Source organism: Methylobacterium sp. WL1, from assembly GCF_008000895.1.
Classification (GTDB): domain Bacteria; phylum Pseudomonadota; class Alphaproteobacteria; order Rhizobiales; family Beijerinckiaceae; genus Methylobacterium.
Map to the genome: position 1 here is coordinate 2,049,585 of NZ_CP042823.1, position 24,479 is coordinate 2,074,063.

Consider the following 24,479-nt stretch of genomic DNA (forward strand, 5'->3'; position numbering starts at 1 on the left):
GGGTGCATCACGTACCCGCGCCGGCGGTACGCGGCCTCAGAGCAGGCCCAGCCCGACCAGCTCGCGGCGCAGGGCCTCGGGCATCTCGGCGAGATCACCCGATTGCCCGGCGCCCAGGTCGGCCGGCGCGTCCCGGGCCGTGAGGTAGCGCCAGCCCTGGAATGGGCGGCAGGGGCGGGGCGACACGGGAACGAGGCGCGGATCGAAGACGAGCCGGCAGCGCGGGATGCCGTCCTCTCCGGTCAGCTTCTCGATCGCGGTGATCGCCTGCCGGCAGGACAGGGTCCCGCGGATCACCCAATAGATCGAGCCCTTGCCGGCGATCTCGCGATGGCGCTTGGGTAGGGTGCGGGTGACGTGGAACGGGTCGGCCGGACGTCCCTCGCGCAGCGCCTCGGTCCGGAACCGGTCCTGACGGGCTTCGAGGTCCGCGATCGAGGCGGGTCCGACGCAGAGCTTGATCAGGTTCAGGGCCACGGAAGCGTTTTCGTCTGACGGCCCTCGGCGGGCGGGCCCCCCTGATAGCAGGCTCCGGGCGCGTCCGCGCCGTCAGGCGAACAGGGCGAGCCGCTGCTCCGGCGGCAGCGCGTCGATCGCCGCGAAGCTCAAGGCCGGCAAGTCCGGTTCCAAGGCGGGTGCGGCCGCGAACTCGGCCCGATCCGCGTCGGGGCTGGGCTCGGCGTGTACGGCATCCAGGCCTGCGAACGCGTCGGCCGCCGCGAGGTCCTCGACCGTCGCGCTCTCCGCCTCCTCCGAGACCGGCAGGAACACGATGTCCTCGTGCAGCGGCGGGCTTCCCGGGCGAGCGACGAGCGCCGCCGCCGTCACGGCGGGGACCTCCATGGCGATGTAGCGGTCGATGTCGCTCTGGCAGAGGTCGAGCGGCGGCGCGTTTGGCAGGGCCCCGGCCGCCGGGTTGACCGGCATCGGCGGGATCCGCTCAGCCTCGCTGCCCCAGATCGCGATCATCGACGCGAGCCGGTCCTCGAGGTAGCGCAATGTGTAGACGATCCGGGCGGTGCGCTGGGCGGTGAGATCCTGGAACGAGCAGGCCGTGTAGATCGCGGTCGCGTGCCGATCCAGCGCGTCGCAGGTCGGGGCGTCGGCGCCCCGCTCGCGCAGGGTCCAGGCCGCCTCCTGGATCGCTTCGGCCGAGCCGAGGATGTCGGAGGTCGCCTGCTCGGTCTCGCGTACGATGGCGTCCAGCGCCAGGGAGGCCTGCGTCAGGCGGGTCTGCTCGTTGTCGCGCGCACTGATCGCGGCGATCTCGGCCTTGGTCTGGCTGATCGCCGCGGCCATCTCGACGAGGTTGCCGTGCATTTGACCGAAGGCCTGGTTGTCCCGCTCGGCCGTCACCACGTGCTCGAGCCGGCTCATGGCGCCGAGCAGCATCTCGGTCTCGGCGGCCCGGTTGCGCCGGGCATACTCGGCCAGGAACCAGCGCCCGCGCTCGCTGAGGCAGATCGTCGCCTCGATCGCCTCGTACTCGGCGAGGGCGCCTGCGGGGGCTGAACCGGACATGGAATCCCTCCGAACCCGAAAGGACGGCACGGCGAAGGCCGGCGCGCGGTGCGAACCGGGAGACGGTAAATTGACAGGGAGGGTTTAACGGGCGCTTACGGCGTTCGGACCCGGGACCCGGGACGCCCCGAACCCGCCTCCCTTCCTCCGGGACCTTCCATCCTTGCATCGTCCGTCCGGCCCGGCGCGCCTGTCGCTGCTCTACGCCGTCGTCTTCACCGAGATCGGCATCGCGATGCCGTTCATGCCGCTCTGGCTCGACGGGCTCGGCCTCGATGCCGGGGTGATCGGCGTGCTGCTCGCCCTGCCGATCGCCACGCGGATCGTCGCGACGGCGCCGCTGATGAGCCTGCTCGACCGCGGGCTGGGTCCGCGGCGGCTGATCATGCTCGGCAGCCTCGCCCTCAGCCTGACCTACGCGCTGATGCCCGGCGCCGCCGGGATCGGCTGGCCCGCGCTCGCGTCGCTCATCGTCCTCAACGCCGTGGCCGGCGCGCCGCTGGTGCCGTGCATCGACTACCTGACGCTGGCGGCCGTGCGCCGCGACGCCCGCCTTGTCTACGCCCGGATCCGGATGGCGGGCTCCATCGCGTTCCTGCTGGCCAACCTCGTGGGGGGCCTGATGCTTTCGGCGCTCGGCGGCCAGCTCGCGGTGCCGCTGCTGCTCACCGGCCTCGCCCTGGCGGCGGGGTTCGTGGCCTGGCGCAGCCGCTCGGTGGTGGCGCTGCCGCAGGTCCCGTCCGGGACCGTGCGGCCGCGCCTGCCGCTCAGGCTGTGGCTCTGCATCGGCGCCGCGGCGGCGATCCAGGCGAGCCACGGGGCGATCTACGGGTTCGGCAGCATCTACTGGACCAGCCAGGGGATCGCACCGGCCTGGGTCGGCTCGCTCTGGGCGACCGGCGTGCTGGCCGAGATCGCGCTGTTTGCCGGCATCACCGCCCTCCCCGCCGCCTGGCGCAGCCCGGGGCGGCTCCTGGCTCTGGGCGCGGCGGCGGCGATCCTGCGCGCGGTCGGCATGTATCTTCTCGGCGACCACCTGGCCGCCCTGGTACCGCTCCAATGCCTGCACGGCCTGACCTTCGGGGCGACGCAGCTCGGCGCGATGGGGGCGGTGTCGGCCTTCGCCCCCGAGGGCGCGCGGGGCCGCGCGCAGGGCACGCTCAGCGCGGTCAACGCCGGAATTTCCGTGGTCGCCACCCTGGCGAGCGGGCTCGCCTACCGGACCGGCGGCCCCCTCGCCTTCCTGCTGATGGCGCCGCTCGCCGCCTGTGGCCTGGGTCTGGCGCTCGCCTCCGACCGCGTGACGTCGGATACGGATCGTCAACCGTAATGTCGACATAACCACACGGCAGGGTGGTGCCTCCAATCGAGGAGTTAGGGCTTGCTGAGCGAGGGCATGGTTCCCGGCGCATCGCTGCGGGACCGGCCGGCGGATGGCCGGTTGGCGCTCGACGGGCGCTGGACCGCCGATCAGGCGCCGACCGTCGAGGCGAATGCGGCGCGCATCCTGGCGGCCGGCCGGGCCGGTTCCATGACGGTCGACCTGTCCGGGATCGAGCGGCTCGACACGCTGGGCGCCTGGGTGCTCGAGCGGACCCGCGCCGAGATCGAGCAGGCGGGAGGCACGCTGACCTATGTCGGCGTGCGGTCCGAGCACCGGACCCTGCTGGGCGAGGTCCGCCTGCGCGAGGTCGAGTCGGCGGATCCGCTGCGGCACGGCCGCATCGTCGGGTTCCTCGACACCGTCGGCCGCGAGACCGTGCGCGGGGGTCGCGAGTTCGTCACCGCCCTCGCCTTCCTGGGCGAGGTGATCGCCGCCTGCGGGCGCGTGGCCCTGCGGCCGGGCACGTTCCGGGGCACCGCCCTGGTCAACCAGATCCAGCAGGTGGCCTTCAACGGCGCCCCGATCATCGTGCTGATCTCGTTCCTGGTCGGCGGCATCGTCGCCCAGCAGGGCATCTTCCAGCTCCAGCGCTTCGGCGCCCAGACCTTCGTGGTGAACCTGATCGGCCTCCTGATCCTGCGCGAGATGGGCGTCCTGCTCACCTCGATCATGGTGGCGGGCCGCTCGGGCTCGGCGATCACCGCCGAGATCGGCTCGATGCGCATGCGCGAGGAGGTCGATGCCCTCCGGGTCATGGGCCTCGATCCCGTCGAGATCCTGATCGTGCCGCGGGTGCTGGCCTTGATGGTCGGCCTGCCGATGCTGACGCTGATCGGCGACATCGCCGCGCTCACCGGCGGCGGCCTCACCGCCATGCTGTACGGCGGGCTGACGCTGGATCAGTTCCTGGTCCGGCTCCAGGCGGCGGTGGGCGTGCACCACGTCATGGTCGGCCTGATCAAGGCGCCGTTCATGGCGCTGATCATCGGGATCCTCGCTACGATCGAGGGCTTCGCCGTGGAGGGCTCGGCCGAATCGCTGGGCCGCCACGTCACGGCCTCAGTCGTGAAGTCCATCTTCATGGTCATCGTCCTCGATGGATTGTTCGCGGTGTTCTTCGCCGCGATCGATTTCTGAGCCCGCTGTGATGATCGCCCCCGTCATGCCCGAGACCGCCGCCGGCCCCGCGCCCATCATCCGGGTGCGCGACCTCGTGGTCGGCTTCCGGGACCGCACCATCCTCAAGGGGCTGAACCTCGACATCCGCGCGGGCGAGATCATGGGCTTCGTCGGGCCGTCGGGCCAGGGCAAGTCGGTGCTGACCCGGACGATCCTGGGCCTGACGCCGAAGCGGGCGGGCACGATCGAGGTGTTCGGCCGCGACGTCGACGGCATGACCTATGCCGAGCGGCGCCGCATGGAGCAGCGCTGGGGCGTGCTGTTCCAGCAGGGCGCCCTGTTCTCGGCGCTGACCGTCAAGCAGAACATCCAGGTGCCGATGCGCGAGCATCTCGACCTGTCCGAACGCCTGCTCGACGAGTTCGCCCGTCTCAAGATCGAGATGGTCGGCTTGCAACCGGATGCGGCCGACAAGCTGCCGTCCGAGCTGTCCGGCGGCATGATCAAGCGCGCGGCGCTCGCCCGCTCCCTGGCGCTCGATCCCGAGATCCTGTTCCTCGACGAGCCGACCTCGGGCCTCGACCCGATCGGCGCGGGCGAGTTCGACGACCTCGTCTCGACCCTGAAGGAGACGCTGGGCCTGACCGTGTTCATGGTTACCCACGACCTCGACAGCCTCTACACCGCCTGCGACCGCATCGCGGCGCTGGGCGACGGGCAGATCATCGCCGCCGGCACGATCGAGGAGATGCTGGCGAGCGACCACCCTTGGTTGCGCTCATACTTCCACGGCAAGCGGGCTCGGGCCATCACCCCCGGGGTGCCGGCGCATGCCTGACCGCTTCTTCCCCCTGATCCTGTCCCGGTCCCATCCGGGATCGTGGATACGCAGCTCGGCCGGACCGTGTTCGCCGAGCGGAACCGCAGGCTGATCGCATGGAAACCCGCGCGAACTACGCCCTCATCGGGGCCTTCACCCTCGCCGTCATCCTGGCGGGCTTCGGCACCGTGCTGTGGCTCTCCGGCGGCTCCTCGCGGCAGGTGAGCCAAGTCGTCCGCATCGTGTTCTCCGGCTCGGTCGGCGGGCTCTCCCGCGGGTCGAGCGTGAACTTCAACGGCATCAAGGTCGGCGAGGTCACCGATATCCGCCTCGCCCCGCAGGACCCACGCCGGGTGCTCGCCCAGATCAAGGTCGACCCCTCGACGCCGCTCCGGGCGGACACCCGGGCCCGGCTCGATTCGGCGATGCTGACCGGCGTCTCGGTGATCTCCCTGTCGGGCGGCAACGCCGACGCGCCCGTGCTCGCCCCGATGGCCAACGGGGAGCCGCCGACGATCTTCGCCGATTCCTCCGATATGCAGGACATGATGGCGCTGGCCCGCCAGGTCGCCCAGCGGGCCGACGACATGCTCGCCCGGCTGGACCGGATCGTGGCCGGCAACGAGGGCGCGATCAATCGCGCGCTCACCAATGTCGAGGCATTCTCGAAGACGCTCGCCGATGCGGGCCCGAACATCGCGACCCTGGTCAAGGCGGTGGACGGGGCGAAGCTCGGCCACGTCATCGACAACGCCGACCGGTTCTCGGCGGCCCTGTCCAAGTCCAGCCCCGACATCGAGGGCGCCGTGCACGACGCCCGCTCGCTCGCGGCCAAGCTCAACGCCTCGGCCGACAAGATCGACGCGGTGCTCAACGGCGCCCAGAGCTTCCTCGGCTCCGCCGCTGGCCAGGAGGGCTCCAGCACGTTCACCGAGATCCGCGCGGCCGCGGTCTCGGTACGCGACGCCGGCAAGGCCTTCCGCGTCATGTCGGAGAACCTCGACAAGCGCACCGCCAGCATCTCGACGAATTTCGGCCGCCTGAGCGGGACCGGCCGCCGGGAGGTGGAGGCCCTGTCGGGAGACGGACAGCGCACCCTCAACACCCTGAACCGCACCGTGCGCAGCCTGGAGCGCGACCCGAGCCAGGTGATCTTCGGCGGCAAGCCGTCGTTGCCCGAATACAACGGCGGCCGGTGAAATCATCGTGCGCCGGGCCGATGTGTCCCGGCGCACGGCACTTATACGAGAGAGGGATAGTTTCTGCGGCATAGCTTATACAGCTCTGCCGTTCGCCGGCGGGGTTCCTCAGGTTGTGCGTATGGCCCGCTGCTCGTCCCACCTCATCGCCGCCACCCTGCTCGCCGCCCTGCTGGGTGGCTGCGGCGGTGCGACGCCCCTGACCTTCGATCTCGCGGCACTCCCTCCGGCCGGGCGCCCGGTTGCGGCCGGCCGCTCGATCGCGGTGTCGGAGCCGGTGGGGATCCAGCCGTTCGAGGCCGACCGGATCATCGTGCGTGAATCCGGTGGCGCCCTCGCCTTCCTGGGCGGCGGCCAATGGGCCGACCGGCTGCCGCGGCTGATCCAGACCCGCCTCCTGCAGAGCCTGGAAAATTCCGGCCGGCTCCGTTCGGTCAGCCGGCCCGGCGACAAGGTCGTGGCGGATTACCAGCTGATCAGCGAGATCCGCGCCTTCGACATCCAGGCGACGACCGGCGAGGCGGTGGTCGACCTGTCCCTGAAGCTCGTGGCCGACGGTACCGGCAAGGTCACTGCCGCCCGGATCTTCACCGCCCGCGTGCCGGTGTCCAAGATCGATGCCGGCAACGGCGCCCGCGCCCTCGATCAGGCTCTGACCACCGTGCTGGCCGACGTGGTGCGCTGGGTGAATACCGGGCGGTGACGGGCCGAGGCCTCGGTCGCCTTACTCCATCACCGCGGCCTTCATGATCACCACCATGGTGGCCCGGGCCGGGCCCTCGGTGCAGCGCACGAGGTGGGGCCGGTCGCAGCGGTAGCGCAGGGTCTCGCCGGTCCGGGCGCGCTGCACGATCCCGCCGATCTCGACCTCGAACGCGCCCTCGGTGACCGAGAGCGATTCCACCGAGCCGCGCTGGTGCGGGTCCGAATCGAGGACGCCGCCGAGGTCGGCCGTGACCTCGTACCATTGCAGCCACTCGATCGTCTTGATCCAGCCGATGATCGCCAGCCGGACCTTGCCATCCTCCGAGACCAGGATCGGGGTGTCCGCCCGGGAGGTCTTCTCGATGAACGGCTCCTCGTCGCTCGACGCCAGGACCCGGTCGATCGACACGTCGAGCGCCTGGGACAGCCGCCAGATCGTCGCCAGCGTCGGGTTCGTCTCGTTGCGCTCGATCTGGCTGATGATCGACTTTGCCACGCCCGATTGCTCGGCGAGTTCCGACAGTGAGAGGTTGTAGGCCTTGCGCAGGCGCTGGATCGTCTTGCCGAGCTGGCCGGAGAGCACCTGTGCCCCGGTCAGCAGGTCGCGTCCGCGCGTCCGGTCGGGCCGTTCCGCCTGGTCCTGCATCGTCACCGGTCCACCCTGGCCGTTCCATTATCCGAACGATCGTGCGCTTCTTCAAACGCAATCGCTGCCCCGACGCAAGACAGGGGCGATCGGGAGCTAGCGCCAGATTGCGTGGAAGTGGTGGACCGGCCCATGGCCGGCGCCGATCGCGAGCCGGTCCGCCGCGGTGAGCGCGGCCGTGAGGTAATCCTTGGCGGCCGTCACAGCCTCAGGCAGCGTCAGGCCCCGGGCGAGCCCAGCCGCGATTGCGGAGGAGAGCGTGCAGCCGGTGCCGTGGGTGTTGCGTGTGGCGATTCGCTGGGCCGCGAAGGTCTGTGCGTGACCCTCCCGCATCACGAGGTGGTCGATGCTCATCGCCCCCGTCCCGTGCCCGCCCTTGATCAGCACGGCGCGAGCGCCCAGCCCGACCAGGCGGCGGGCCTGGGCCACGATTGTCGCCTCGTCCTCGGCGACCGGCTCGCCGAGCAGCACCGCCGCCTCCGGCAGGTTGGGGGTGATCAGGTCGGCCCGGCCCATCAGCCGCTCGCGAAGCGCCGCCACGGCGTCCTCCGAGATCAGCCGGTCGCCGCTGGTGGCGACCATCACGGGGTCGAGGACGACCGGGGCGGTCCCGGCCCACCGTGACAGCCCGTCGGCGACCGCCTCGATCACCGCAATCTGCGACAGCATGCCGATCTTCACGGCATCGACCGCCAGATCGGAGAAGACGCTGTCGATCTGCCGGGCCACGAAATCGGCCGGCACGTCGTGGATGCCCTGGACGCCTCGGGTGTTCTGGGCGGTGAGCGCCGTGATCACGCTGGCGCCGTAGACGCCCAAGGCCGAGAAGGTCTTGAGGTCTGCCTGGATGCCGGCGCCGCCGCCGGAATCCGAGCCCGCGATGGTGACCGCGATCGGGCTGGCGCCGCTCACTTCGCGTCTCCCCGCGCCGCCAGGGCGGCGTCGATGGCCGCGCGCAGCTCCCGGGCACGCTGGCGCACCGGCTCGGTCCCGAACAGGGCGGTGATCACCGCGACGCCGTCCGCACCGGCGGCGATCACCGGGGCGGCGTTGTGCAGGCCGATGCCCGCGATGGCGCCGAGCGGCAAGCCGGAGCCCCGGGCAAGCCGGGCCCGGAAGGCGATGCGCGAAAACCCGTCGAGGCCGACCGGCGGGTCCGGATTGTCCTTGCTGGTGGTGGCGAACACGCCGCCGATGCAGGCGTAGTCGACCGGGAGCCGGTACAGCTCGTCGGCTTGGGCGGCGGTCTTCACGGTCAGCCCGATGATCGCCCCCTCCCCGAGGAGACGGCGCGCCTCGGCCGGGTGCAGGTCGCTCTGTCCGAGATGGACGCCGTCCGCCCCGGCCGCCAGGGCCAGATCGACCCGGTCGTTGACCAGCACAGGCACCCGCCCGCCCACGGCAGCCTGGATCGCCCGGATCCGCGCCAGCGCGGCGCGGGTGTCCGGGATGTCCTTCTCGCGGTATTGGAGCAGGGTCGCGCCCCCCGTCGCCGCGTCGGCGGCGAGCCGCGCCAAGTGATCGCCGTCGGCGCCGCAGACGCCGACATCGAGGAGGCCGTAGAGCCGCAGGTCGACGGGCCGGCTTCCGGCTGTCGCGGAGTTCGCGCGCGCTGCCATTCTGGTCGCCGGCCCCCGCCGGAACTGGCCCCTCGCCGGCCCCGCGCCGGCGCATCTCGGGCGGCCCTGTTTGGGCAGAGGCCGCCGGCTTTGCAAGACGTCCGGTCACACGGCCGCGTTGACGCGCGGCGATCCTGTGCCCCTATAGAGACGTATCGATCTGAGATCCCGCACCCGGCGGGAGAGGTTTTATAGAGGGACGATGGCGGTCGGCGAGGCGCAGACGGGTGCGCGCGGGGCACAGGCCCTGCCGGAGCGCTCCTCCGTGGGCCTCGTCGCGGTGATCGTCGCGGCGACCAAGGGGGAGCCGCGCGCCCTGACCATTCGGGTTCCGGATCAGGCCCCGGGCCGCGGCGACGGCCTCCCGGCCGGGCCGCTCGTGCCCGAGCACGCCACCCTGGAGCGGGGCCTGCGCGCCTGGGTCGAGCGGCAGACGCACCAGCGCCTCGGCTATGTCGAGCAGCTCTACACCTTCGGCGACCGCGACCGCTCCGGCACCGCCGACATGCCGGACGCGCATTCGCTCTCGGTGGCCTACCTCGCCCTGGTCCGGGAGGAGCGCCCGGCCGGCTTGGCCGAGGCGGCGTGGCAGAACTGGTACCGCTACCTCCCGTACGAGGATTTCCGCAAAGGCCGGCCGCCCCAGCTCGACGCGATCGAGACGCGGCTCGCCGCCTGGGCCGCCGAGCCCGCGGATTGCGCGATCCGCACCCGGCGCCTCGACCGGCTCGGCCTCACCTTCGGGATGAACGGCGGCACCTGGAACGAGGAGCGCGTGCTGGAGCGCTACGAGTTGCTGTTCGAGGCTGGCCTGATTCCGGAGGCGAAGGGCAATGCCGGCCCGGCGGTGCCGAACGACCCGACCGGCGTGCCCATGGCCTTCGACCACCGCCGGGTGCTGGCCACCGCGATCGGACGGCTGCGCGGCAAGATCAAGTATCGCCCGGTGGTGTTCGAGCTGATGCAGCCGGCCTTCACGCTGCTCCAGCTCCAGCGCACCGTCGAGGCCCTGTCGGGCACGCAGCTGCACAAGCAGAACTTTCGACGGCTCGTCGCCCAGCAGGGTCTGGTGGAGGAGACCGAGGCCCTCACCAGCGGCACCGCCGGACGGCCGGCACGCCTGGTGCGCTTCCGCCGGGAGGTGCTCTTGGAACGGCCGGCGCCGGGGTTGCGGCTGCCCTCGCGGCGGGTGGGGTGATCGGCACAGCGTCGCTCAACGGTGCCGGCCAGGGGGCTTACGAGATCGGGTTGTGCGATCTGACGCCGTGTCAGACGGGCACCAGCCTCTCGGGCGATGCGCGCGCGGCGCGCCACAGCCACAGGGCGGTCAGCACCAGCAGCACGGTCGCGATGGCGCCGGTGCAGTCCAGGGCGTCCAAGCCGGCGCGGCGGCCGGGACCCAGCAGGCGCACCAGCACCGGCCCGAGGATCTGCCCGGCCGCGAAGGCGGCGGTCATGCGGGCGAGGAGCGGCGTCGGGTTGTCGGGCCGCGCCTCGCGGGCCAGTTGCAGGCCCGCCATGGTGGCAACCATGAAGGTGCCGCCCACCAGCACCGCCGAGGCTGCGACCGCCCACAGGGTGTGGGCGACCAGGGGCAGTCCGGTGCCCAGCGCCATGAGGCCCTGGGCCGACGCCCAGAGAAGCCGCCGCGGCACGCTCGCCAGCCACCGGGCCACCGCCGCCACCGACAGGGCCGAGGCGAGGCCGAACAACGGCCAGGTCAGGCCGAACACCCGGGGGTCCGAGGCCAGCTCGCGGGCCATCGCCGGCAGGAACGTGGCCGGCACGATGTAGCCGAACCCGAAGATGCCGTAGCACAGGACCAGGGCCGCCTGCCCGCTCCGGGAAGGACGTGCGAAGGACCCGCCCTCGCGCTCCTCGATCCGGGCCGGGGCCATGCCCTGTCCCCGGGACAGGAACCCGACGAGCAGCGCACCCAGCCCTGCGACGAGGCCCAGTTCGAGCCACAGCCGCGTCGCCGGTTGGGTTCCGCCCAGCCAGGCCAGCGCGCCGGCCAGCGCGATGCCGAGGCCGACGCCGGTGTAGATCCACGCGCCGAGCCGCGCGACGTGGCACCGGGCAAGCTCGGCCAGGCACCAGCCGCTCGCGCAGATCAGCGCCCACGCGCTGAACACGCCGGCCAGGGCCCGCAATCCCGCCCCGAGGCCGGCGGGCGCGGCGTGATCGGCCGCCGCCATCGCCACCGTCGTCAGCGCCACGCCGGCGAGGCTGAGGAGGAGGCCCCGGAGCGGAGCGCGGGCGAACCAGGGGGCCGTCAGCGCACCGACCAGGTACCCGACATAGTTCGCCGCCGCCCATTCGGCGCCCGCGGCGGCGGTGAGGGTGCCGTCGCGCATCATCAGCGGCATCAGGGGCGTGAAGGCGAACCGGCCGATCCCCATCGCGACCGCGAGGGCGACGAGGCCGCTGGCGACGATTGGCCAGGCTGGGTGCTTCGGATCGGTCGGGGCGTGCGGGTGCGTGCTCATGGCGGCACCTCTTGAATACCGATCAGACGTTCTTGGAAAATGAATTTTTGTGACGTACGGTTCTCTTGATGAGAACGATGGATCTGGACGATCTCGATATTTTCCGCTGCGTGGTCCGGGAGGGCGGGGTGACGCGGGCGGCGACGCGGCTGCACCGGGTCCCGTCCAACGTGACGACCCGGATCAAGCAGTTCGAGGCGCGGCTGGGCGTGGCCCTGTTCCGCCGCGAGGGCCGCAACCTGAACCTCACCGAGGCGGGACGCATTCTCCTGGGCCATGCCGAGACGCTGCTGCGGATGGCCGATCTGGCCGAGCAGGAGCTGCGCAGCGGTGTGGTCCGCGGCGTCCTGCGGCTGGGTTCGCTGGAGAGCGCGGCGGGCGCGCGGCTGCCGCCGATCCTGTCGGCCTTCCACGCACAGTTCCCCGACGTCACGATCGAGCTGCAGACCGGGACGAGCCGCGCCATGCTCCGGCACCTCGAGCGCTTCGAGATCGAGGCGGCCTTCGTCTCCGAACCGTTCGATCACGTGAGTCTGTCGTCGGTGCCGGCCTTCGACGAGGAACTGGTGCTGATCACCGGCCGGAACGCGTCCGGGATCGGCAACGGCTCCGGCCGGCGGACCCTGGTGGCGTTCCCGCACGGCTGCTCCTATCGCCAGCGCCTGATCGCGTGGCTGGCGGAGGATAGGGCGTCCTACGACCGGGTTCTGGAGATGAGCTCGTACCACGCCATCGTGGCCTGCGTGGCCGCCGGCACCGGTATCGCCATCGTGCCGGCGGCGGTGCTCGACAATGCGGTGATGAGCACGGCGGTCGAGCGCCATCCGCTGCCGCCGCACCTGCGCGTCAACCGGACCCGCCTGGTCTGGAAGGGGGAGGCCAGCGCGGCCCTGCGCGCGCTCACGATGCTGCTGCCCGACGCGGCCGAGACCGGGGGCGCGGCGTAGGGCGCGTGGTCGCCCCTACCCGTAGGTGTGGTCGTCCGCCGGGAACCGCCCGGCCTGCACGGCGTCGGCGTAGGCTTTGACGGCGTCCTCGATATGGGCTCGCAGCGACCCGAACTGGCGGACGAACTTGGGGGTGCGCTCGGACAGGCCCAGCATATCCTCCAGCACCAGGATCTGCCCGTCGCAGACCGCCGAGGCGCCGATGCCGATGGTGGCGGCGGTCACCTGCGGGGACGTCGCGATGGCGCGCGCCACCGGCTCGACGATGCCCTCCAGCACGATCGCGAAGGCCCCGGCCTCTGAGATCGCGCGGGCATCCTCCAGCAGGCGGCGCTCGTCGTCCGGCGCCCGGCCCTGGACCTTGAACCCGCCCATCGTGTTCACCGCCTGCGGGGTCAGGCCGATATGGCCCATCACCGGCACGCCGCGCTGGACCAGGAACGCCACCGTCTCGGCGAAATGCGCCCCGCCCTCCATCTTGATCGCCCCCGCCCCGCTCTCCTTGAGCACCCGGGCGGCGTTGAGGAAGGCCTGCTCCCGGCTCGCCTCGTAGGAGCCGAACGGCATGTCGACCACCACCAACGCCTTGGCGGTGCCGCGGATCACCGCCTGCGCCTGCAGGATCATCATCTCCAGGGTCACCGGAATGGTCGATTCCATCCCGTGCATCACCATGCCGAGCGAATCGCCCACCAGGATGAAGTCGCAATAGGGATCGACGATACCGGCGGTGTGGGCATGGTAGGCGGTGAGCGCGATGATCTTGCGCCCCTCGGCTTTGCGCTTTCCGATGTCGATGGCTCGGAGCCGGCGCGACTGCACGACCTGCGACATGGTTCAGACCTCTTTCGGCTCATCGGGGTCGGCGGAGGGCGCCCGAAACACCACGGTTTTTCCTCCCCGTTCGTTGGGGAGGATGGCCCCTGCGTCAGCAGAGGTCGGGAGATGCGCAGCACGACGAAGCAGGATCTCAGCTCCGCCGCGACCCCTTCGGAAACGGCGCTCCCCTCTCCCGACCCGCTTCGCGAGCCACCATCCCCCGCAGAGGGGGAAGGAGACCCACGTGCTGAACGAGCCCGTACAGGACGGGCCCATCCCAGCGCTTCTGGTACCCTTCATACACCGCACCGCCCCGCGGGTCAGCGTCCCGCCTGGGGCTCGGCGGCAGCCTTCCAGGCCGGATCCTCCCGCAGGGTCATGGTCTCGTGCCTCTCCTGCCAGCCCTCGACGCCCTCGGGGAACCAGCGCACGCCGGTATAGCCCTTGCGGACCAGACGCTTAGCCGCGTTCCAGCTACCCCAGCACTCGACATGGCAGAACACCACAACAGGTTTTCCCATTTCGCCGCCGGTCAGCTCCGCGACCCGGGCGTAGAACAGGGCCTCCCGCTCCGGGGCGATCGGCTCGGCCCCGGCCAGCGGCAGCCAGATCGAGCCGGGGATCGAGGGATGCACCGGCAGCCAGAGGCGGCCTTCGGGGAAGTTCGACGGCTTGCGATCGGGGGCGGCGACGTCAATTAGCACCGGTTTGTCCGGCCCCGCCATCAGGGCGGCGAGCGCGTCGGCATCGACCACCGTGGCGCCCTGCAGGGTTTGCGGGGTGTAGCCCTTGGGCGGGCCGGCGTAGAGCCCCTCCGGCTCGGGCACGTTGACGGGGGAATCGGCCGGTGCGGCGGCGAGGCAGCCGACGGCAGCCAACGCCGCCGCCAGCCGACCGATCAGGGATGCGCGCCGCATGGTCAATTCGTCGGGCTCGGCGGGGTGAAGCTGTGCTGCCAGCTGCCGCCGGCATTGTCGCTCGCCGCGACCTGGAGCGGCTTGCCGTCCGGCTTGAACGCGAAGTTGATCACCGGATTCGAGGCGATCGAGATGTCGCCCGTCATGGTGAAGACCTTGCGGTCGCCGGCCGAGACGGTGAGCTTGTCGATGTAGCGGGCCGGCGTGTAGTCGCGGGTGACCTGGTTCATCTGCATGCCGGAGAAGTTCGGGTGGCGGATCATCAGCGTCGCCTCCACGGGCTTGCCTACCTTCGTCTCGGCGAACTTCATCCGCATGTCGCCCATGCCCTTCATGGCCTCCTCGTCGCTCATGCCCATCGGGGCCGAGCAGCCGCCGGACGCCTTCACGAACTGCTTGGCCTCGTAGAGCTTGCCGTCCTGGGTCTCCACCACGGCATGCATGTCGGTGTAGTTGTTGACCCGCACCCGGAGTTTCAGCTCCGTCGGGTCGGCGGCCGGCCCGAACTCGAACCGGGCCGCGTAGGGCGCCGGGTTGTCGTCGATGATCAGCGACACGGCCTTGATCTGCCCGTCCTGCGGCATGGTCAGGGTGATGGGGACCAGGGCGGCGTCGAGCGCGCGCGCCGGCGCGTCGATCTTCACCAGGTTGTCGGTGGTCTCGATGGCGCGGTCGCCGAAGATCGACTTGGCGATCTCCTGCCAGCGCGCGGTCCGCTCCTGCTCGGTGTCGGAGGCGCCGGCGGCCCGGACGGGTCCCGACAGGGCGGTGGTTGCGAGGATCAGGGCGAGCGCTGCCGCGTGGGCGGTCTTGAGCGTCATGGCGTTTCTCCCGGTTGGTCTCAATATGGAGGTTCGAGCGACTATTCCCACTCGAGTTCCTGATAGGCCACGGTGACGTTGCGGCCGTTATAGGTGTCGAACAGGGCCCACTTGTCCCGCTGGTCCCGGGCGACGCTGGCCACCGCCTTCTCGATCGAGACATCCTTGGCGATCGCCGCCCGGGTGCCGTCGCGCAGGGCGGTCAGGTAGCCGCTCAAGTCGTCCAGTGCCGGGGCGAGATCGACAGAGACCGGCCCATGGCCCGGCACCGCCCGGGTCGCCCCCATGGCCTTCAGCCGCTCGATCTCCTTGAGCCAGCCCCGCAGGCTGCCGTCGAGGGACGGGATCCGGTTCACGAACAGCAGGTCGGCGGGGAACAGAAGGCCGCTGGCGGAATCGCGCATCGACAGGTCGCAGCTGGTATGGGCCGGCCCGTGCGCCGTGAAGGTCAGGCGCCGGTCGCCGAGGTCGATCTCGGCCGTGTCGGCCACGCTCAGCGTCGGGTAGACCACCGGCCCGGTGCGATCGGCGCCGAGCATCTCGATCAGGCGCTGACGGTAGAATTCGCCCCGCGCACGCAGGGCCTCGGCGAGCTTGGCGTGGCCGATGAAGACCGGCTTGTCCTGCACGAAGGCCCCTGCCCCGAACACGTGGTCCGGATGGACATGGGTCAGCACCACGTGGGTGATCGGCTTCGGGGTTCGCTTGGCGATCTCGGCCCGCAGCCACTGGCCGTCCACCAAGCTGCCGCCGGTCTCGGTCACGAGCACGCCGTCCCGGCCGATGAGGAAACCGATATTGGCGATGGCGTCGGCGTTGTCGGGCGAAGCGTCCGCGGTCAGGCCCTGGCGCATGAAGATGCCGGGTCCGACCTCCTCCATCGCGAAGCCCTCGGCGGCGCGCCCGAGACCCGGCAGGCAGCACAGGCAGAGGCCGGCGAACAGGGCGTGACGCCGCGACAGGGGGCGGCCTACGGCGACGGATTCGCCTTGATGGACGGCGGACGCCGTCATGCCGGAACCTCCCTATTCTTCTTGCCTACCATTAAGTAGGTAGATCTTTCGGTGGTCAAGTGGCATGTTGGAGGTCGGGCCCCGGACCGTCACACGTTCGCGCGAGCCCCAGAAACGATGTCTGAGCGATGCGCGACACACGGGCCGAGCTGCTGAGCCAAGCCGAGATTCTGGTCCGGGGGCGCGGCTATGCCGGTTTCAGCTACGCCGACCTTGCCGGGGCGGTGGGGATCCGCAAGGCGAGCATCCACCATCATTTTCCCACCAAGGTCGATCTCGGCGCCGCCCTGGTGGCAGCTTACGCGGCGCGCTACGACGACGCCCTCACGGCGATCGGCACCGCGGTGCCGGACGGTCCCGGCCGGATCGCGGCCTATGGCCGGCTCTATCTCGGCGGCGTCGAGCAGGGGCTCGGCTGCCTGTGTGCGGCTTTGGCCATCGAGGGCGAGGCCCTGCCCGAGCGCCTGCGCGCCGACATCGCGGCGTTCTTCGAGACGCATCTCGCCTGGCTGGAGACGATCCTGCGCGCGGGCCAGGCCGACGGCAGCGTCCAGCGTGGCCAGGAACCGGCCGCGCTCGCCCGCTACGTCATCGCTACGCTGGAGGGGGCGCTGCTGATGGAGCGGCTGTTCGCGAGCCCGGCGGCGTTTTCGGGGACGCTGGCGGTGCTGGTGGACGGTCTCAGGCCGCGGTGAACCTTGCGAAGCCGTCCGCCCGCAGCCGGCAGGCCGGGCAGGTGCCGCAACCGTAGCCCCAGGCATGCCGTGCCCCGCGCTCGCCGAGATAACAGGTGTGGCTGTCCTCCACGATCAGGTCGACGAGCGCCCGCCCGCCCAGAGCCTCGGCGAGGCCCCAGGTCTGCGCCTTGTCGAGCCACATCAGCGGCGTGTGCAGCACGAACCGGCGCTCCATGCCGAGGTTCAGCGCGACCTGCAGCGCCTTGATCGTGTCGTCCCGGCAATCGGGATAGCCGGAATAGTCGGTCTCGCACATGCCGCCGACCACGTGCCGGATGCCGCGCCGGTAGGCGAGCGCCGCCGCGAAGGTCAGGAACACGAGGTTGCGGCCAGGCACGAAGGTGTTGGGCAGGCCCGACGCCTCGAACCCGATCTCGGCGTCCCGGGTCAGCGCCGTCTCGGAGATTTTTCCCAGCGCGTCGAGCGCGACCGTGTGGTCGTCTCCGAGGCGTCCCGCCCAGGTGGGGTCGATGCGGCCCATGCCGGCCCGCAGCACGGCCCGGCGATCCAGCTCGACCCGGTGACGCTGGCCATAATCGAACCCCAACGTCTCGACATGGTCGTACCGGTCGAGCGCCCAGGCGAGGCACGTGGCCGAATCCTGGCCGCCGGAGAACAGGACCAGCGCCGAGCGGTCGCCGATGATCGTGTCGTCAGTCGCCATCGTACTCCGCCCAGGACATCGGCGTCTCCGCGACCCGTACCCGGGCGAGCCCCGGCAGATCCGGCCGCAGCCGTTGCCAGATCCAGGCCGCGATATTCTCGGCGGTCGGGTTTTCCAGCCCCTCGATTTCGTTGAGGCAATGGTGGTCGAGCCGCGCCAGCAGCGGCCCGAAGATGCTCTCGATCTCGTAGAAGTCGATCACCCAGCCGGTATGGGGATCCACGGGCCCGGAGACGGTCAGCTCGACGCGGTAGGAATGCCCGTGCATCCGATGGCAGCGATGCGTCGCGGGCACGTTCGGCAGCCGGTGGGCCGCCTCGAAGGTGAAGGCTTGGGTGATGTTCATGGGTCGCGGTCGCAAGGCCGGGCGGTCGGAGCGCCGGAATAGCGCCGACGATAGCCTCCATGCAAAACATGGTTCGACGGAGGCAACCGGCTGACGCGTCTCCATTTCCCCTCGGATCGCCAGCGTCCGCTGTGATGCCCCAGCCTCTCCAGGGCGTAAATGAGCGTGACGTGCCGATGGGCGTTTCCTCTCTGCGTCTGTTTTCCTATATCTATGCAAAGTATTATATTTGTTGAAATTTTATCGCTACAATAACAAGATTGTTATTAGTTTTTTTTCAAAATTCTTACATCACACACGACGTCAATTCAATATATCAACGTATGGATATATTAGAAATGTCATATTTTTGATGGGGTCGCATGACATCATATCGTATGGCATAGATTATGCTTACTTATTCACGCCGGTTTTACTCGATAATATTCCCGTTATGTCAAGTGCGTGAGGCAGATATGAGCAATTTTGCTGTTGCTGATCTTGTGATCATATCGGCTCAGACATTGAAGAGCCAAGCGACCTCGCATCTGACATCCATTCAAACCATTGCCAGCCGCATGAAGCTGCTGGCTCTGAACGCGCTGATCGAGGCGGCGCACGCCGGCGAGAAGGGGCTGGGCTTCTCGGTCGTCGCTCAGGAAGTCCGCGCCGTGTCGACGCAGGTCGATCGACTGACCTCGATCCTGCGTCTGGACCTGAGTACCGGCGTCGACGATCTGACCCAGGCAGTGAGCCGCCTGACCGACGAGGCTTCCGCCGTCCGCAGCGTGGACCTGGCCCTGAACGCCGTCGAGTTGATAGACCGTAATCTCTACGAGCGGACCTGCGACGTGCGCTGGTGGGCAACGGACGCGGCGGTCGTCGCATGCGGCTCCGACCCGAGCGCGGAGGCGGTCGCCTACGCTACACAACGTCTGGGCGTCATCCTCTCTGCGTACACAGTCTACCTGGACCTGTGGCTGTGCGATTTGGACGGCCGCGTCCTCGCGAACGGCCGCCCCGACACATACCCGGACGTCGTCGGCTCGGAGGTCGGGCGAGAATCTTGGTTCAGGGATGCCGTGACACTGCGGAGCGGCGACGCCTTCGCTGTGGCCGACGTGCGGACCGAGACTCGGCTCCGGGGCGCGCAAGTCGCCACCTACTGCGCGAGCATTCGCGCCGACGGTCGAAGCGACGGCGCGCCACTTGGCGTTCTGGCGATCCATTTCGACTGGCAGCCGCAAGCCAAGGCCATCGTCGACGGCGTCCGGCTAGGGGCTGGCGAGAAGGAGCGGACCCGCGTGATGCTTCTGGACGCGCGCCATCGGGTGATCGCCTGCTCGTGGGGGCAGGGCATGCTGAGCGAGACCTACCCACTTCGCACCGAGGATCAAGCGCAGGGCTATTATCTGAACGAGCGCGGCGACCTGGTCGCGTTCCACGAGACGCCCGGTTACGAGACCTATCGGGGCATGGGGTGGCGTGGCGTGATCGAGCAGAAATCCATCGCCTGAGACCGGACCTCAATGAGGCGAGCGCGTCGAGGTCCGGTCCTACGCCTACCCGCTGCTCTTCCCTGAAACGCCCGCCTGCGCGAAGGTCGCCATGCCGGTGTGGCAGGCGAGCGCGCCCTTGAGCAGGCCGATCGCCATGGCGCTCCCCGAGCCCTCGCCGAGCCGCATCCCCAGGGCCAGGAGCGGCACCAGGCCGAGCCGCTCCAGCACCTCCGCGTGGACGCCCTCCGCCGAGACGTGGCCGGCCAGGCAATGGTCGAGCGCGGTCGGGTCCACGGCGTGCAGCAGTGCCGCCGCCGCGGTGGCGACGTAGCCGTCGATCACCACCGGGATGCGCTGCAGCCGGGCCGCCAGGATCGCGCCCGCCATGGCGGCGATCTCGCGGCCGCCGAGCCGGGCGAGCACCTGGAGCGCGTCGTCGAGATGGCCGGCATGGTAAGCCAGCGCGGCCTCGACGGCTGCCACCTTCCGGGCGAGCCCATCCCGGTCGACGCCGGTGCCGCGTCCGACCCAGTGGGCGGGCTCGCCGCCGAACAGGGCGGCGTAGAGGGCGGCAGCCACCGTGGTGTTGCCGATGCCCATCTCGCCGATGCCGAGGCAATCGGTGCCGGCGGCCACCGCCTCCATGCCGAACGCCATGGTCGCCACGGTGGCGCGCTCATCGAGCGCCGGGCCTTCGGTGATGTCGCCGGTCGGCATGTCGAGGGCCAAGTCGAACACCTTGAAGCCGAGCCCGTAGGCCGCGCAGATCTGGTTGATCGCCGCCCCGCCGGCCGCGAAGTTGTCGAGCATCTGGCGGTTGACCGCGTCCGGGAAGGCCGAGACGCCCTTGCGCGTCACCCCGTGACTGCCGGCGAAGACGCAGACCAGCGGCCTGTCGAGGCTCGGGGGCGCCTTGCCCTGCCAGGCCGCCAGCCAGGAGACGAGGCTCTCCATCCGTCCGAGCGAGCCCGCCGGCTTGGTCAGGCTCGCGTCCCGGGCGGCCACCGCCTCCTGCGCGTCCCGGTCCGGGCCCGGCATCGCCTTGAGCAGGTTGCGGATGTCGTCGAACGGACCCGGATCAGTCTTGGCGGCGTCGGTCATGGCGGCGATGATTTCCTGTGGGCGCCCGCGAACGGGGAGACGGCGACGTGGCGGGGCGACTATAGTGGTCCTGCGCCGCCCGACCGTTCGCGATCGGCTCGCCCCGCCGGGGGCGGTGGGGGAGTGACCGCGATGGACAGGCAGACCGGCGGGGAGGCCGACTGGCCCGGGCGCGCCGCCCTCTACGACCTCGCCGGGTGCCTGCGGTTCTACTCCCGCCTGCCCGTCCCGCAACTGCCCGGCGAGCCCGATCCGCACCGGGTCCCCGATTTCACCGCGCTGCCCCGGATGCTGCCGCTGGCCGGCGTGATCCTGGCCCTGCCCGCCGCCCTGACGCTGGCGGCCGCCTGGTGGATCGGGCTCGGGCCGTTCCTGGCCGCGACCCTCGCGGTGGCCGTCATGGTCCTGGCCACCGGGGCGCTCCACGAGGATGGCCTGGCCGACGTCGCCGACGGCTTCGGGGGCGGCGCCACGCTAGAACGGCGCCTGGAGATCATGCGTGACAGCCGGATCGGCGCCTATGGCGGGGCGGCCCTGGTCCTGGCGCTCGCCCTGCGCATCGGCGCGCTGGCGACGCTCCTGGACCGCGCCGGCTACGCCGCCGCGACCGCGCTCGTCCTGGTCGCCGCCCTGTCGCGGCTCGCGGCGCTCGCCCCGATGGTGCTGCTGCCGCCGGCCCGCCCCTGGGGCTATCCGCCGCGGTCGGCCGCCCGGACCGGGGAACCTTCGGATCGCCCTCGGCAGCGGCCTCGCCGTCGCGCTGGGAAGCGTTCTCCTCGGCCTGCCGGTGGCCGGCGTCGCGCTGATGATCCCGTGCGCCGGCTTCGCGGCGCTCGCCCTCACCCGGCTCGCCCGAAGCAAGATCGGCGGCCAGACCGGCGACGTGATCGGCGCCTGCCAGCAGCTCGCCGAGATCGCCGCGCTGCTGGCCCTGGTGGCGGCGTTGGCGGATTGATGCGGCATTCAGGGCCTTGATCGGGCCACGATCCGTCGGCCAAGGATCCGCGATGCAGCCCGCGCCCAAACCCTCGTCCCCCTGCACCAAGGTCTGCGTGCTCGACGCCGGCAGCGGGTTGTGCCGCGGCTGCGGTCGGACCCGCGACGAGATCGCCACCTGGGGCGGGATGCCGGAGGCGCGGCGGCGCACCATCATGGCCGGTCTCGGCGCGCGGCTGCGCGCGGCGGGTTTCATCCCTATCGAGGAGCCGCTGCCGTCATGATCTATCTCGGGCTCGCCGCCATCGCGCTGGTCATGGCCGTGCTGGTCCTCAGCGACGGCAGCGACACCATCGGCGGCGTGATCGAGCCCGACCACCTCGCCGGGCTCGCCTCGACGGGGGGCATCCTGATCCTAGTGGTCGCCGGCTACTGGCGGCAGATCACGACCTCGCTCGGCCCGAGCCTGCGGGCGCTCCTGGCCTGGGCGCTGATCGGGCTCGCCCTGGTCATCGGTTACAGCTACCGCGACCAGTTCCAGGGCGTTGGGGCCCGGATGCTCGGCGAACTCCGGCCGGGCTCGGCCGTTTCCGGGCCCGGCGGCGGCGTCACGATCACCCGGCGGGCGGACGGCGACTTCCGGGTCGAGGCCGAGGTCAACGGCCGCGTGCAGCCGTTCCTGTTCGACACCGGCGCGAGCAGCGTGGTGCTGACCGCCGAGAATGCCGCCGCCCTGGGTCTCAACCCGGCCGCGGCCGACTTCACCGCCCGGGTGTCCACGGCCAACGGCATCGCGTATGCGGCGCCAATCCAGCTGGATTCTCTGCGCATCGGCACCATCACCGAGCGCCGGGTGAACGCCATGGTGGCGCGGCCGGGCTCGCTGGCCGGCAACCTGCTGGGCCAGACCTTCCTGACGCGCCTGTCGGCCTACGAGGTCCGAGGCGACCGGCTGATCCTGAGCCCGCCCTGAAGCATCGTTCCGAGAGCCGGCTGCCGCCTTCGGAAAAGACAATGCGGATCAGTGATCTAGCGCATCGTACAGATGCCCGGCACGATACGCTGAGACGGGGCGCCGCTCACGCCGCCCGCGCCTCCGGCACTTCGCGCGAGACCAGGGCGACCGCATCCCGCAGGGTCTGGAGTCCGGCATCGGGCCGCATTCCGTGGGTCGAGAGGTGGCGCCGGAAGGCCCGGGCGCCGGGCCTTCCGTTGAACAGACCGAGCATGTGGCGAGTCACGGCATGCAGACGCTCGCCCCGGGCCAGGACCTCAGCCAGGTAGGGCTCGAACGCCGCCATGGCCGCGAAGGCGTCGGGGACGGGCGCGGCCACGCCGAACAGCTCCGGATCGACGCCGAGCAGCAGCGCCGGCTCGGTATAGGCGGCGCGCCCGACCATCGCGCCGTCCACCTCGGCGAGGCGCGCGCGCACCGTATCCAGGTCGCGCAGGCCGCCGTTGACCGCCACCGGCAGGGCGCCGAGCCGCCGCTTCAGCCGTGCGGCGCGGCCGTAATCGAGGGGCGGCACGTCGCGGTTCTCCTTGGGCGACAGCCCCTGGAGCCAGGCCTTGCGGGCGTGGACGATCAGCCCGTCCACCCCCGCGGCCACGACCGCGTCGGCGAGCGCATCCAGGGCCGCCTCGGGATCCTGGTCGTCGACGCCGATCCGGCACTTGACCGTCACGGGAACCGACACGGCTGCCTTCAAGGCTGCCACGCAGTCGCCGACCAGGGCCGGCTCGCGCATCAGGCAGGCGCCGAAGCGGCCGTCCTGCACCCGGTCGGACGGGCAGCCGACATTGAGGTTGATCTCGGCGTAGCCGAACTCCGCCGCGATCCGCGCCGCCTGCGCCAGCTCGGCCGGATCCGACCCGCCGAGCTGGACCGCGACCGGATGCTCCTGCTCGGAGAACCCAAGCAGCCGTTCGCGCGGGCCATGCAGCACCGCGCCCGTGGTCACCATCTCGGTATAGAGCCGCGCCCGCGCCGAGAGGGTGCGGTGGAAGGCCCGGCAATGGCGATCGGTCCAGTCCATCATCGGGGCGACGGAGAACCGCCATCCCGGAAGTGCGCCGCAAGTCTCAGCCGCCGTCACGTGTGCAAGATCCGTGTTGACCCGTGTCCTGCCGGCGCCCCGCGCCTCGGGGCGCGGTCGGTGTCTTCCGGTGGATCGAGGAGGAGGCCTGTTGATACCACGGGCGGGCGAGCCTCGAAAAGCGCGCGGGTGTGGGACACCGCCCGGTGGCAAGCCCGGCGGTGTTCCCGGATGCAGAAAGCGGGAGCGGTCCGGCTCAGAACACCGGCATCGCGCCGGCCACGGTGACGAGCGCCCCCGACGTGTAGCTGCTCTCCTCGGAGGCCAGCATCACGTACGCGGAGGCGAGCTCGGCCGGCTGGCCCGGGCGGCCGAACGGCACCTGGCTACCGAAGGATTTCACCGAATCCTGGCTCATCCCGGACGGGATGAACGGCGTCCAGATCGGGCCCGGCAGCACGCCGTTCACCCGGATGCCCTTCTCGGCCAGGAGTTGGGACAGGCTCAGCACCATGTTGCTCAGTGCGCCCTTGGTCGCACTATAGGCCATGAGGGACGGCATCGGATGCTTGGAATTCACCGAGGAGGTGAAGATCACCGACGCGCCGGGCTTCAGGTGGGCGAGCGCCGCCTTGGTCACGTAGAACGGGCCGAACACGTTCGTGCGGAAATGGTCCTCGAAGATGGCGTCCTCGATGGCGTCCAGGCCCTGGTTCGGCTGCTGGAACGCGCCGTTGTTCACAAGCACGTCGAGGCGTCCAAAGGTCTCTGCGGTGCGGGCCACGATCGAGCGGCCGTAGGCGGGATCCTTGAGGTCGCCCGGCAGCAGCAGCGCGCGCCGACCCGCCTTCTCGATCCAGCCGCTCACCGCCTCGGCATCCGCCTGCTCGTCGGGCAGGTACGAGATGGCGACGTCGGCCCCCTCGCGGGCGTAGGCGATCGCCACCGCGCGGCCGATGCCGCTGTCGCCACCGGTAATCAGCGCGACCTTGCCGGTGAGCTTGCCCGCGCCCTTGTAGCTGTCCTCGCCGTGATCGGGCTCGGGCGCCATGCGGCCGGTCTTGCCCGGAAAGCTCTGCGGCTGCGCCTCGAACGGCGGACGGGGATACTTGTGCAGCGGATCTGTGGTCATGCGGGGTCTCTCGTTGGGTTATTGGGTCCA

At 70.6% G+C, this 24,479-nt stretch carries 26 protein-coding genes and 1 pseudogene; 12 read left to right on the forward strand and 15 right to left on the reverse strand.

Translation table 11 applies throughout. The annotated features are described in order from the left end of the window. Positions 1-36: 36 nt before the first annotated feature. Positions 37-477: a DUF1489 domain-containing protein gene (locus FVA80_RS10095; RefSeq protein WP_147909036.1), complete on the reverse strand. Its 441-nt coding sequence runs from the start codon at positions 475-477 to the stop codon at positions 37-39. Positions 478-549: 72 nt separating this feature from the next. Further along, on the reverse strand, positions 550-1,521 hold the full coding sequence (locus FVA80_RS10100) for a hypothetical protein (protein ID WP_147909037.1): 972 nt from the start codon (positions 1,519-1,521) through the stop codon (positions 550-552). 163 nt (positions 1,522-1,684) lie between these two features. On the opposite strand from FVA80_RS10100, the gene FVA80_RS10105 reads away from it, so the two are divergent. The 5 genes from FVA80_RS10105 (at position 1,685) to FVA80_RS10125 (ending at position 6,746) form a co-directional block, all read left to right on the forward strand. Then, a complete protein-coding gene (locus tag FVA80_RS10105; RefSeq protein WP_147909038.1) occupies positions 1,685-2,851 on the forward strand; it encodes an MFS transporter in 1,167 nt (388 codons plus the stop codon). A 66-nt stretch (positions 2,852-2,917) separates the two neighbouring features. Further along, positions 2,918-4,042, forward strand: a complete 1,125-nt coding sequence (locus tag FVA80_RS10110; protein ID WP_147909066.1) for an MlaE family lipid ABC transporter permease subunit — start codon at positions 2,918-2,920, stop codon at positions 4,040-4,042. 10 nt (positions 4,043-4,052) lie between these two features. Next, entirely contained in the window at positions 4,053-4,862 is an 810-nt protein-coding gene (locus FVA80_RS10115; RefSeq protein ID WP_187193640.1) for an ABC transporter ATP-binding protein, read from the forward strand. A gap of 98 nt (positions 4,863-4,960) precedes the next feature. Further along, complete coding sequence (locus FVA80_RS10120; protein WP_147909039.1) at positions 4,961-6,043, forward strand: MlaD family protein; 1,083 nt, start codon at positions 4,961-4,963, stop codon at positions 6,041-6,043. Positions 6,044-6,164: 121 nt separating this feature from the next. After that, on the forward strand, positions 6,165-6,746 hold the full coding sequence (locus tag FVA80_RS10125; protein WP_147909040.1) for an ABC-type transport auxiliary lipoprotein family protein: 582 nt from the start codon (positions 6,165-6,167) through the stop codon (positions 6,744-6,746). A 21-nt stretch (positions 6,747-6,767) separates the two neighbouring features. Here the strand turns inward: FVA80_RS10125 and FVA80_RS10130 are convergent, their stop codons facing one another. The 3 genes from FVA80_RS10130 to thiE all read right to left on the reverse strand — a co-directional run bounded on the left by FVA80_RS10130 (position 6,768) and on the right by thiE (position 9,013). Beyond that, a complete protein-coding gene (locus tag FVA80_RS10130; RefSeq protein ID WP_147909041.1) occupies positions 6,768-7,394 on the reverse strand; it encodes an XRE family transcriptional regulator in 627 nt (208 codons plus the stop codon). Between the two features lie 96 nt (positions 7,395-7,490). Further along, positions 7,491-8,306, reverse strand: coding sequence for a bifunctional hydroxymethylpyrimidine kinase/phosphomethylpyrimidine kinase (thiD, locus tag FVA80_RS10135; protein WP_147909042.1), 816 nt, complete (start codon positions 8,304-8,306; stop codon positions 7,491-7,493). Continuing rightward, on the reverse strand, positions 8,303-9,013 hold the full coding sequence (gene thiE, locus FVA80_RS10140) for a thiamine phosphate synthase (protein WP_147909043.1): 711 nt from the start codon (positions 9,011-9,013) through the stop codon (positions 8,303-8,305). The genes thiD and thiE overlap by 4 nt, the downstream gene beginning before the upstream one ends. 202 nt (positions 9,014-9,215) lie before the next feature. Here thiE and FVA80_RS10145 point away from each other — a divergent pair, with 202 nt between their 5' ends. After that, positions 9,216-10,211 carry a hypothetical protein gene (locus tag FVA80_RS10145; protein ID WP_147909044.1) on the forward strand — a complete coding sequence of 332 codons (996 nt, stop codon included), beginning with the start codon at positions 9,216-9,218 and terminating at the stop codon, positions 10,209-10,211. 70 nt (positions 10,212-10,281) lie between these two features. Here FVA80_RS10145 and FVA80_RS10150 read toward each other — a convergent pair whose 3' ends face one another. Beyond that, on the reverse strand, positions 10,282-11,502 hold the full coding sequence (locus FVA80_RS10150; protein ID WP_147909045.1) for a YbfB/YjiJ family MFS transporter: 1,221 nt from the start codon (positions 11,500-11,502) through the stop codon (positions 10,282-10,284). A 77-nt stretch (positions 11,503-11,579) separates the two neighbouring features. Between FVA80_RS10150 and FVA80_RS10155 the strand changes: the two genes are divergently transcribed. After that, positions 11,580-12,449, forward strand: coding sequence for a LysR family transcriptional regulator (locus FVA80_RS10155; RefSeq protein ID WP_187193641.1), 870 nt, complete (start codon positions 11,580-11,582; stop codon positions 12,447-12,449). A 15-nt stretch (positions 12,450-12,464) separates the two neighbouring features. On the opposite strand, the gene panB is transcribed toward FVA80_RS10155, so the two are convergent. The 4 genes from panB to FVA80_RS10175 all read right to left on the reverse strand — a co-directional run bounded on the left by panB (position 12,465) and on the right by FVA80_RS10175 (position 16,019). After that, positions 12,465-13,283, reverse strand: a complete 819-nt coding sequence (gene panB, locus FVA80_RS10160) for a 3-methyl-2-oxobutanoate hydroxymethyltransferase (RefSeq protein WP_147909047.1) — start codon at positions 13,281-13,283, stop codon at positions 12,465-12,467. A gap of 305 nt (positions 13,284-13,588) precedes the next feature. Continuing rightward, entirely contained in the window at positions 13,589-14,185 is a 597-nt protein-coding gene (locus FVA80_RS10165; protein ID WP_147909048.1) for a rhodanese-like domain-containing protein, read from the reverse strand. Between the two features lie 2 nt (positions 14,186-14,187). Further along, entirely contained in the window at positions 14,188-15,006 is an 819-nt protein-coding gene (locus tag FVA80_RS10170) for a quinoprotein dehydrogenase-associated SoxYZ-like carrier (RefSeq protein WP_147909049.1), read from the reverse strand. A 41-nt stretch (positions 15,007-15,047) separates the two neighbouring features. Then, positions 15,048-16,019, reverse strand: a complete 972-nt coding sequence (locus tag FVA80_RS10175; protein ID WP_147909050.1) for a quinoprotein relay system zinc metallohydrolase 2 — start codon at positions 16,017-16,019, stop codon at positions 15,048-15,050. A gap of 128 nt (positions 16,020-16,147) precedes the next feature. Between FVA80_RS10175 and FVA80_RS10180 the strand changes: the two genes are divergently transcribed. Next, complete coding sequence (locus FVA80_RS10180) at positions 16,148-16,714, forward strand: TetR family transcriptional regulator C-terminal domain-containing protein (RefSeq protein ID WP_147909051.1); 567 nt, start codon at positions 16,148-16,150, stop codon at positions 16,712-16,714. Here the strand turns inward: FVA80_RS10180 and queC are convergent. Together queC and queD are read right to left on the reverse strand one after the other, a co-directional pair. Next, entirely contained in the window at positions 16,701-17,420 is a 720-nt protein-coding gene (gene queC, locus FVA80_RS10185) for a 7-cyano-7-deazaguanine synthase QueC (protein WP_147909052.1), read from the reverse strand. The genes FVA80_RS10180 and queC overlap by 14 nt on opposite strands. Beyond that, positions 17,410-17,766: a 6-carboxytetrahydropterin synthase QueD gene (queD, locus tag FVA80_RS10190; RefSeq protein ID WP_147909053.1), complete on the reverse strand. Its 357-nt coding sequence runs from the start codon at positions 17,764-17,766 to the stop codon at positions 17,410-17,412. The genes queC and queD overlap by 11 nt, the downstream gene beginning before the upstream one ends. A gap of 455 nt (positions 17,767-18,221) precedes the next feature. On the opposite strand from queD, the gene FVA80_RS31890 reads away from it, so the two are divergent. After that, on the forward strand, positions 18,222-19,262 hold the full coding sequence (locus FVA80_RS31890; protein WP_147909054.1) for a methyl-accepting chemotaxis protein: 1,041 nt from the start codon (positions 18,222-18,224) through the stop codon (positions 19,260-19,262). Between the two features lie 45 nt (positions 19,263-19,307). On the opposite strand, the gene cobT is transcribed toward FVA80_RS31890, so the two are convergent. Beyond that, the gene (gene cobT, locus FVA80_RS10200) at positions 19,308-20,345 is read right to left on the reverse strand and encodes a nicotinate-nucleotide--dimethylbenzimidazole phosphoribosyltransferase (protein ID WP_147909055.1); all 1,038 of its coding nucleotides are present in this window, start codon (positions 20,343-20,345) and stop codon (positions 19,308-19,310) included. 132 nt (positions 20,346-20,477) lie between these two features. On the opposite strand from cobT, the pseudogene cobS reads away from it, so the two are divergent. The 3 genes and pseudogenes from cobS to FVA80_RS10215 all read left to right on the forward strand — a co-directional run bounded on the left by cobS (position 20,478) and on the right by FVA80_RS10215 (position 22,254). Beyond that, positions 20,478-21,300: pseudogene (gene cobS / locus FVA80_RS32180) on the forward strand (adenosylcobinamide-GDP ribazoletransferase). 52 nt (positions 21,301-21,352) lie between these two features. Next, positions 21,353-21,565: a DUF1289 domain-containing protein gene (locus FVA80_RS10210; RefSeq protein WP_147909057.1), complete on the forward strand. Its 213-nt coding sequence runs from the start codon at positions 21,353-21,355 to the stop codon at positions 21,563-21,565. Beyond that, positions 21,562-22,254 (forward strand): TIGR02281 family clan AA aspartic protease, encoded by a 693-nt coding sequence (locus FVA80_RS10215; protein ID WP_147909058.1) that lies wholly within the window; start codon positions 21,562-21,564, stop codon positions 22,252-22,254. Before FVA80_RS10210 ends, FVA80_RS10215 begins: the two co-directional genes overlap by 4 nt. 106 nt (positions 22,255-22,360) lie before the next feature. Here the strand turns inward: FVA80_RS10215 and dusA are convergent, their stop codons facing one another. Next, positions 22,361-23,320, reverse strand: coding sequence for a tRNA dihydrouridine(20/20a) synthase DusA (dusA, locus tag FVA80_RS10220; protein WP_246692410.1), 960 nt, complete (start codon positions 23,318-23,320; stop codon positions 22,361-22,363). 253 nt (positions 23,321-23,573) lie between these two features. Next, complete coding sequence (locus FVA80_RS10225; protein WP_147909060.1) at positions 23,574-24,449, reverse strand: SDR family oxidoreductase; 876 nt, start codon at positions 24,447-24,449, stop codon at positions 23,574-23,576. Positions 24,450-24,479: the final 30 nt, after the last annotated feature.

Excerpts from the sequence above, each read along its gene's own strand:
- FVA80_RS10100 (WP_147909037.1), bottom strand. The coding sequence starts at position 1,521 with ATGTCCGGTTCAGCCCCCGCAGGCGCCCTCGCCGAGTACGAGGCGATC.
- FVA80_RS10110 (WP_147909066.1), top strand. The coding sequence starts at position 2,918 with ATGGTTCCCGGCGCATCGCTGCGGGACCGGCCGGCGGATGGCCGGTTG.
- FVA80_RS10115 (WP_187193640.1), top strand. The coding sequence starts at position 4,053 with ATGATCGCCCCCGTCATGCCCGAGACCGCCGCCGGCCCCGCGCCCATC.
- FVA80_RS10120 (WP_147909039.1), top strand. The coding sequence starts at position 4,961 with ATGGAAACCCGCGCGAACTACGCCCTCATCGGGGCCTTCACCCTCGCC.
- FVA80_RS10125 (WP_147909040.1), top strand. The coding sequence starts at position 6,165 with ATGGCCCGCTGCTCGTCCCACCTCATCGCCGCCACCCTGCTCGCCGCC.
- FVA80_RS10130 (WP_147909041.1), bottom strand. The coding sequence starts at position 7,394 with ATGCAGGACCAGGCGGAACGGCCCGACCGGACGCGCGGACGCGACCTG.
- thiE (WP_147909043.1), bottom strand. The coding sequence starts at position 9,013 with ATGGCAGCGCGCGCGAACTCCGCGACAGCCGGAAGCCGGCCCGTCGAC.
- FVA80_RS10145 (WP_147909044.1), top strand. The coding sequence starts at position 9,216 with ATGGCGGTCGGCGAGGCGCAGACGGGTGCGCGCGGGGCACAGGCCCTG.
- FVA80_RS10150 (WP_147909045.1), bottom strand. The coding sequence starts at position 11,502 with ATGAGCACGCACCCGCACGCCCCGACCGATCCGAAGCACCCAGCCTGG.
- FVA80_RS10155 (WP_187193641.1), top strand. The coding sequence starts at position 11,580 with ATGGATCTGGACGATCTCGATATTTTCCGCTGCGTGGTCCGGGAGGGC.
- panB (WP_147909047.1), bottom strand. The coding sequence starts at position 13,283 with ATGTCGCAGGTCGTGCAGTCGCGCCGGCTCCGAGCCATCGACATCGGA.
- FVA80_RS10165 (WP_147909048.1), bottom strand. The coding sequence starts at position 14,185 with ATGCGGCGCGCATCCCTGATCGGTCGGCTGGCGGCGGCGTTGGCTGCC.
- FVA80_RS10170 (WP_147909049.1), bottom strand. The coding sequence starts at position 15,006 with ATGACGCTCAAGACCGCCCACGCGGCAGCGCTCGCCCTGATCCTCGCA.
- FVA80_RS10175 (WP_147909050.1), bottom strand. The coding sequence starts at position 16,019 with ATGACGGCGTCCGCCGTCCATCAAGGCGAATCCGTCGCCGTAGGCCGC.
- FVA80_RS10180 (WP_147909051.1), top strand. The coding sequence starts at position 16,148 with ATGCGCGACACACGGGCCGAGCTGCTGAGCCAAGCCGAGATTCTGGTC.
- queC (WP_147909052.1), bottom strand. The coding sequence starts at position 17,420 with ATGGCGACTGACGACACGATCATCGGCGACCGCTCGGCGCTGGTCCTG.
- queD (WP_147909053.1), bottom strand. The coding sequence starts at position 17,766 with ATGAACATCACCCAAGCCTTCACCTTCGAGGCGGCCCACCGGCTGCCG.
- FVA80_RS31890 (WP_147909054.1), top strand. The coding sequence starts at position 18,222 with ATGAGCAATTTTGCTGTTGCTGATCTTGTGATCATATCGGCTCAGACA.
- cobT (WP_147909055.1), bottom strand. The coding sequence starts at position 20,345 with ATGACCGACGCCGCCAAGACTGATCCGGGTCCGTTCGACGACATCCGC.
- FVA80_RS10210 (WP_147909057.1), top strand. The coding sequence starts at position 21,353 with ATGCAGCCCGCGCCCAAACCCTCGTCCCCCTGCACCAAGGTCTGCGTG.
- FVA80_RS10215 (WP_147909058.1), top strand. The coding sequence starts at position 21,562 with ATGATCTATCTCGGGCTCGCCGCCATCGCGCTGGTCATGGCCGTGCTG.
- dusA (WP_246692410.1), bottom strand. The coding sequence starts at position 23,320 with ATGATGGACTGGACCGATCGCCATTGCCGGGCCTTCCACCGCACCCTC.
- FVA80_RS10225 (WP_147909060.1), bottom strand. The coding sequence starts at position 24,449 with ATGACCACAGATCCGCTGCACAAGTATCCCCGTCCGCCGTTCGAGGCG.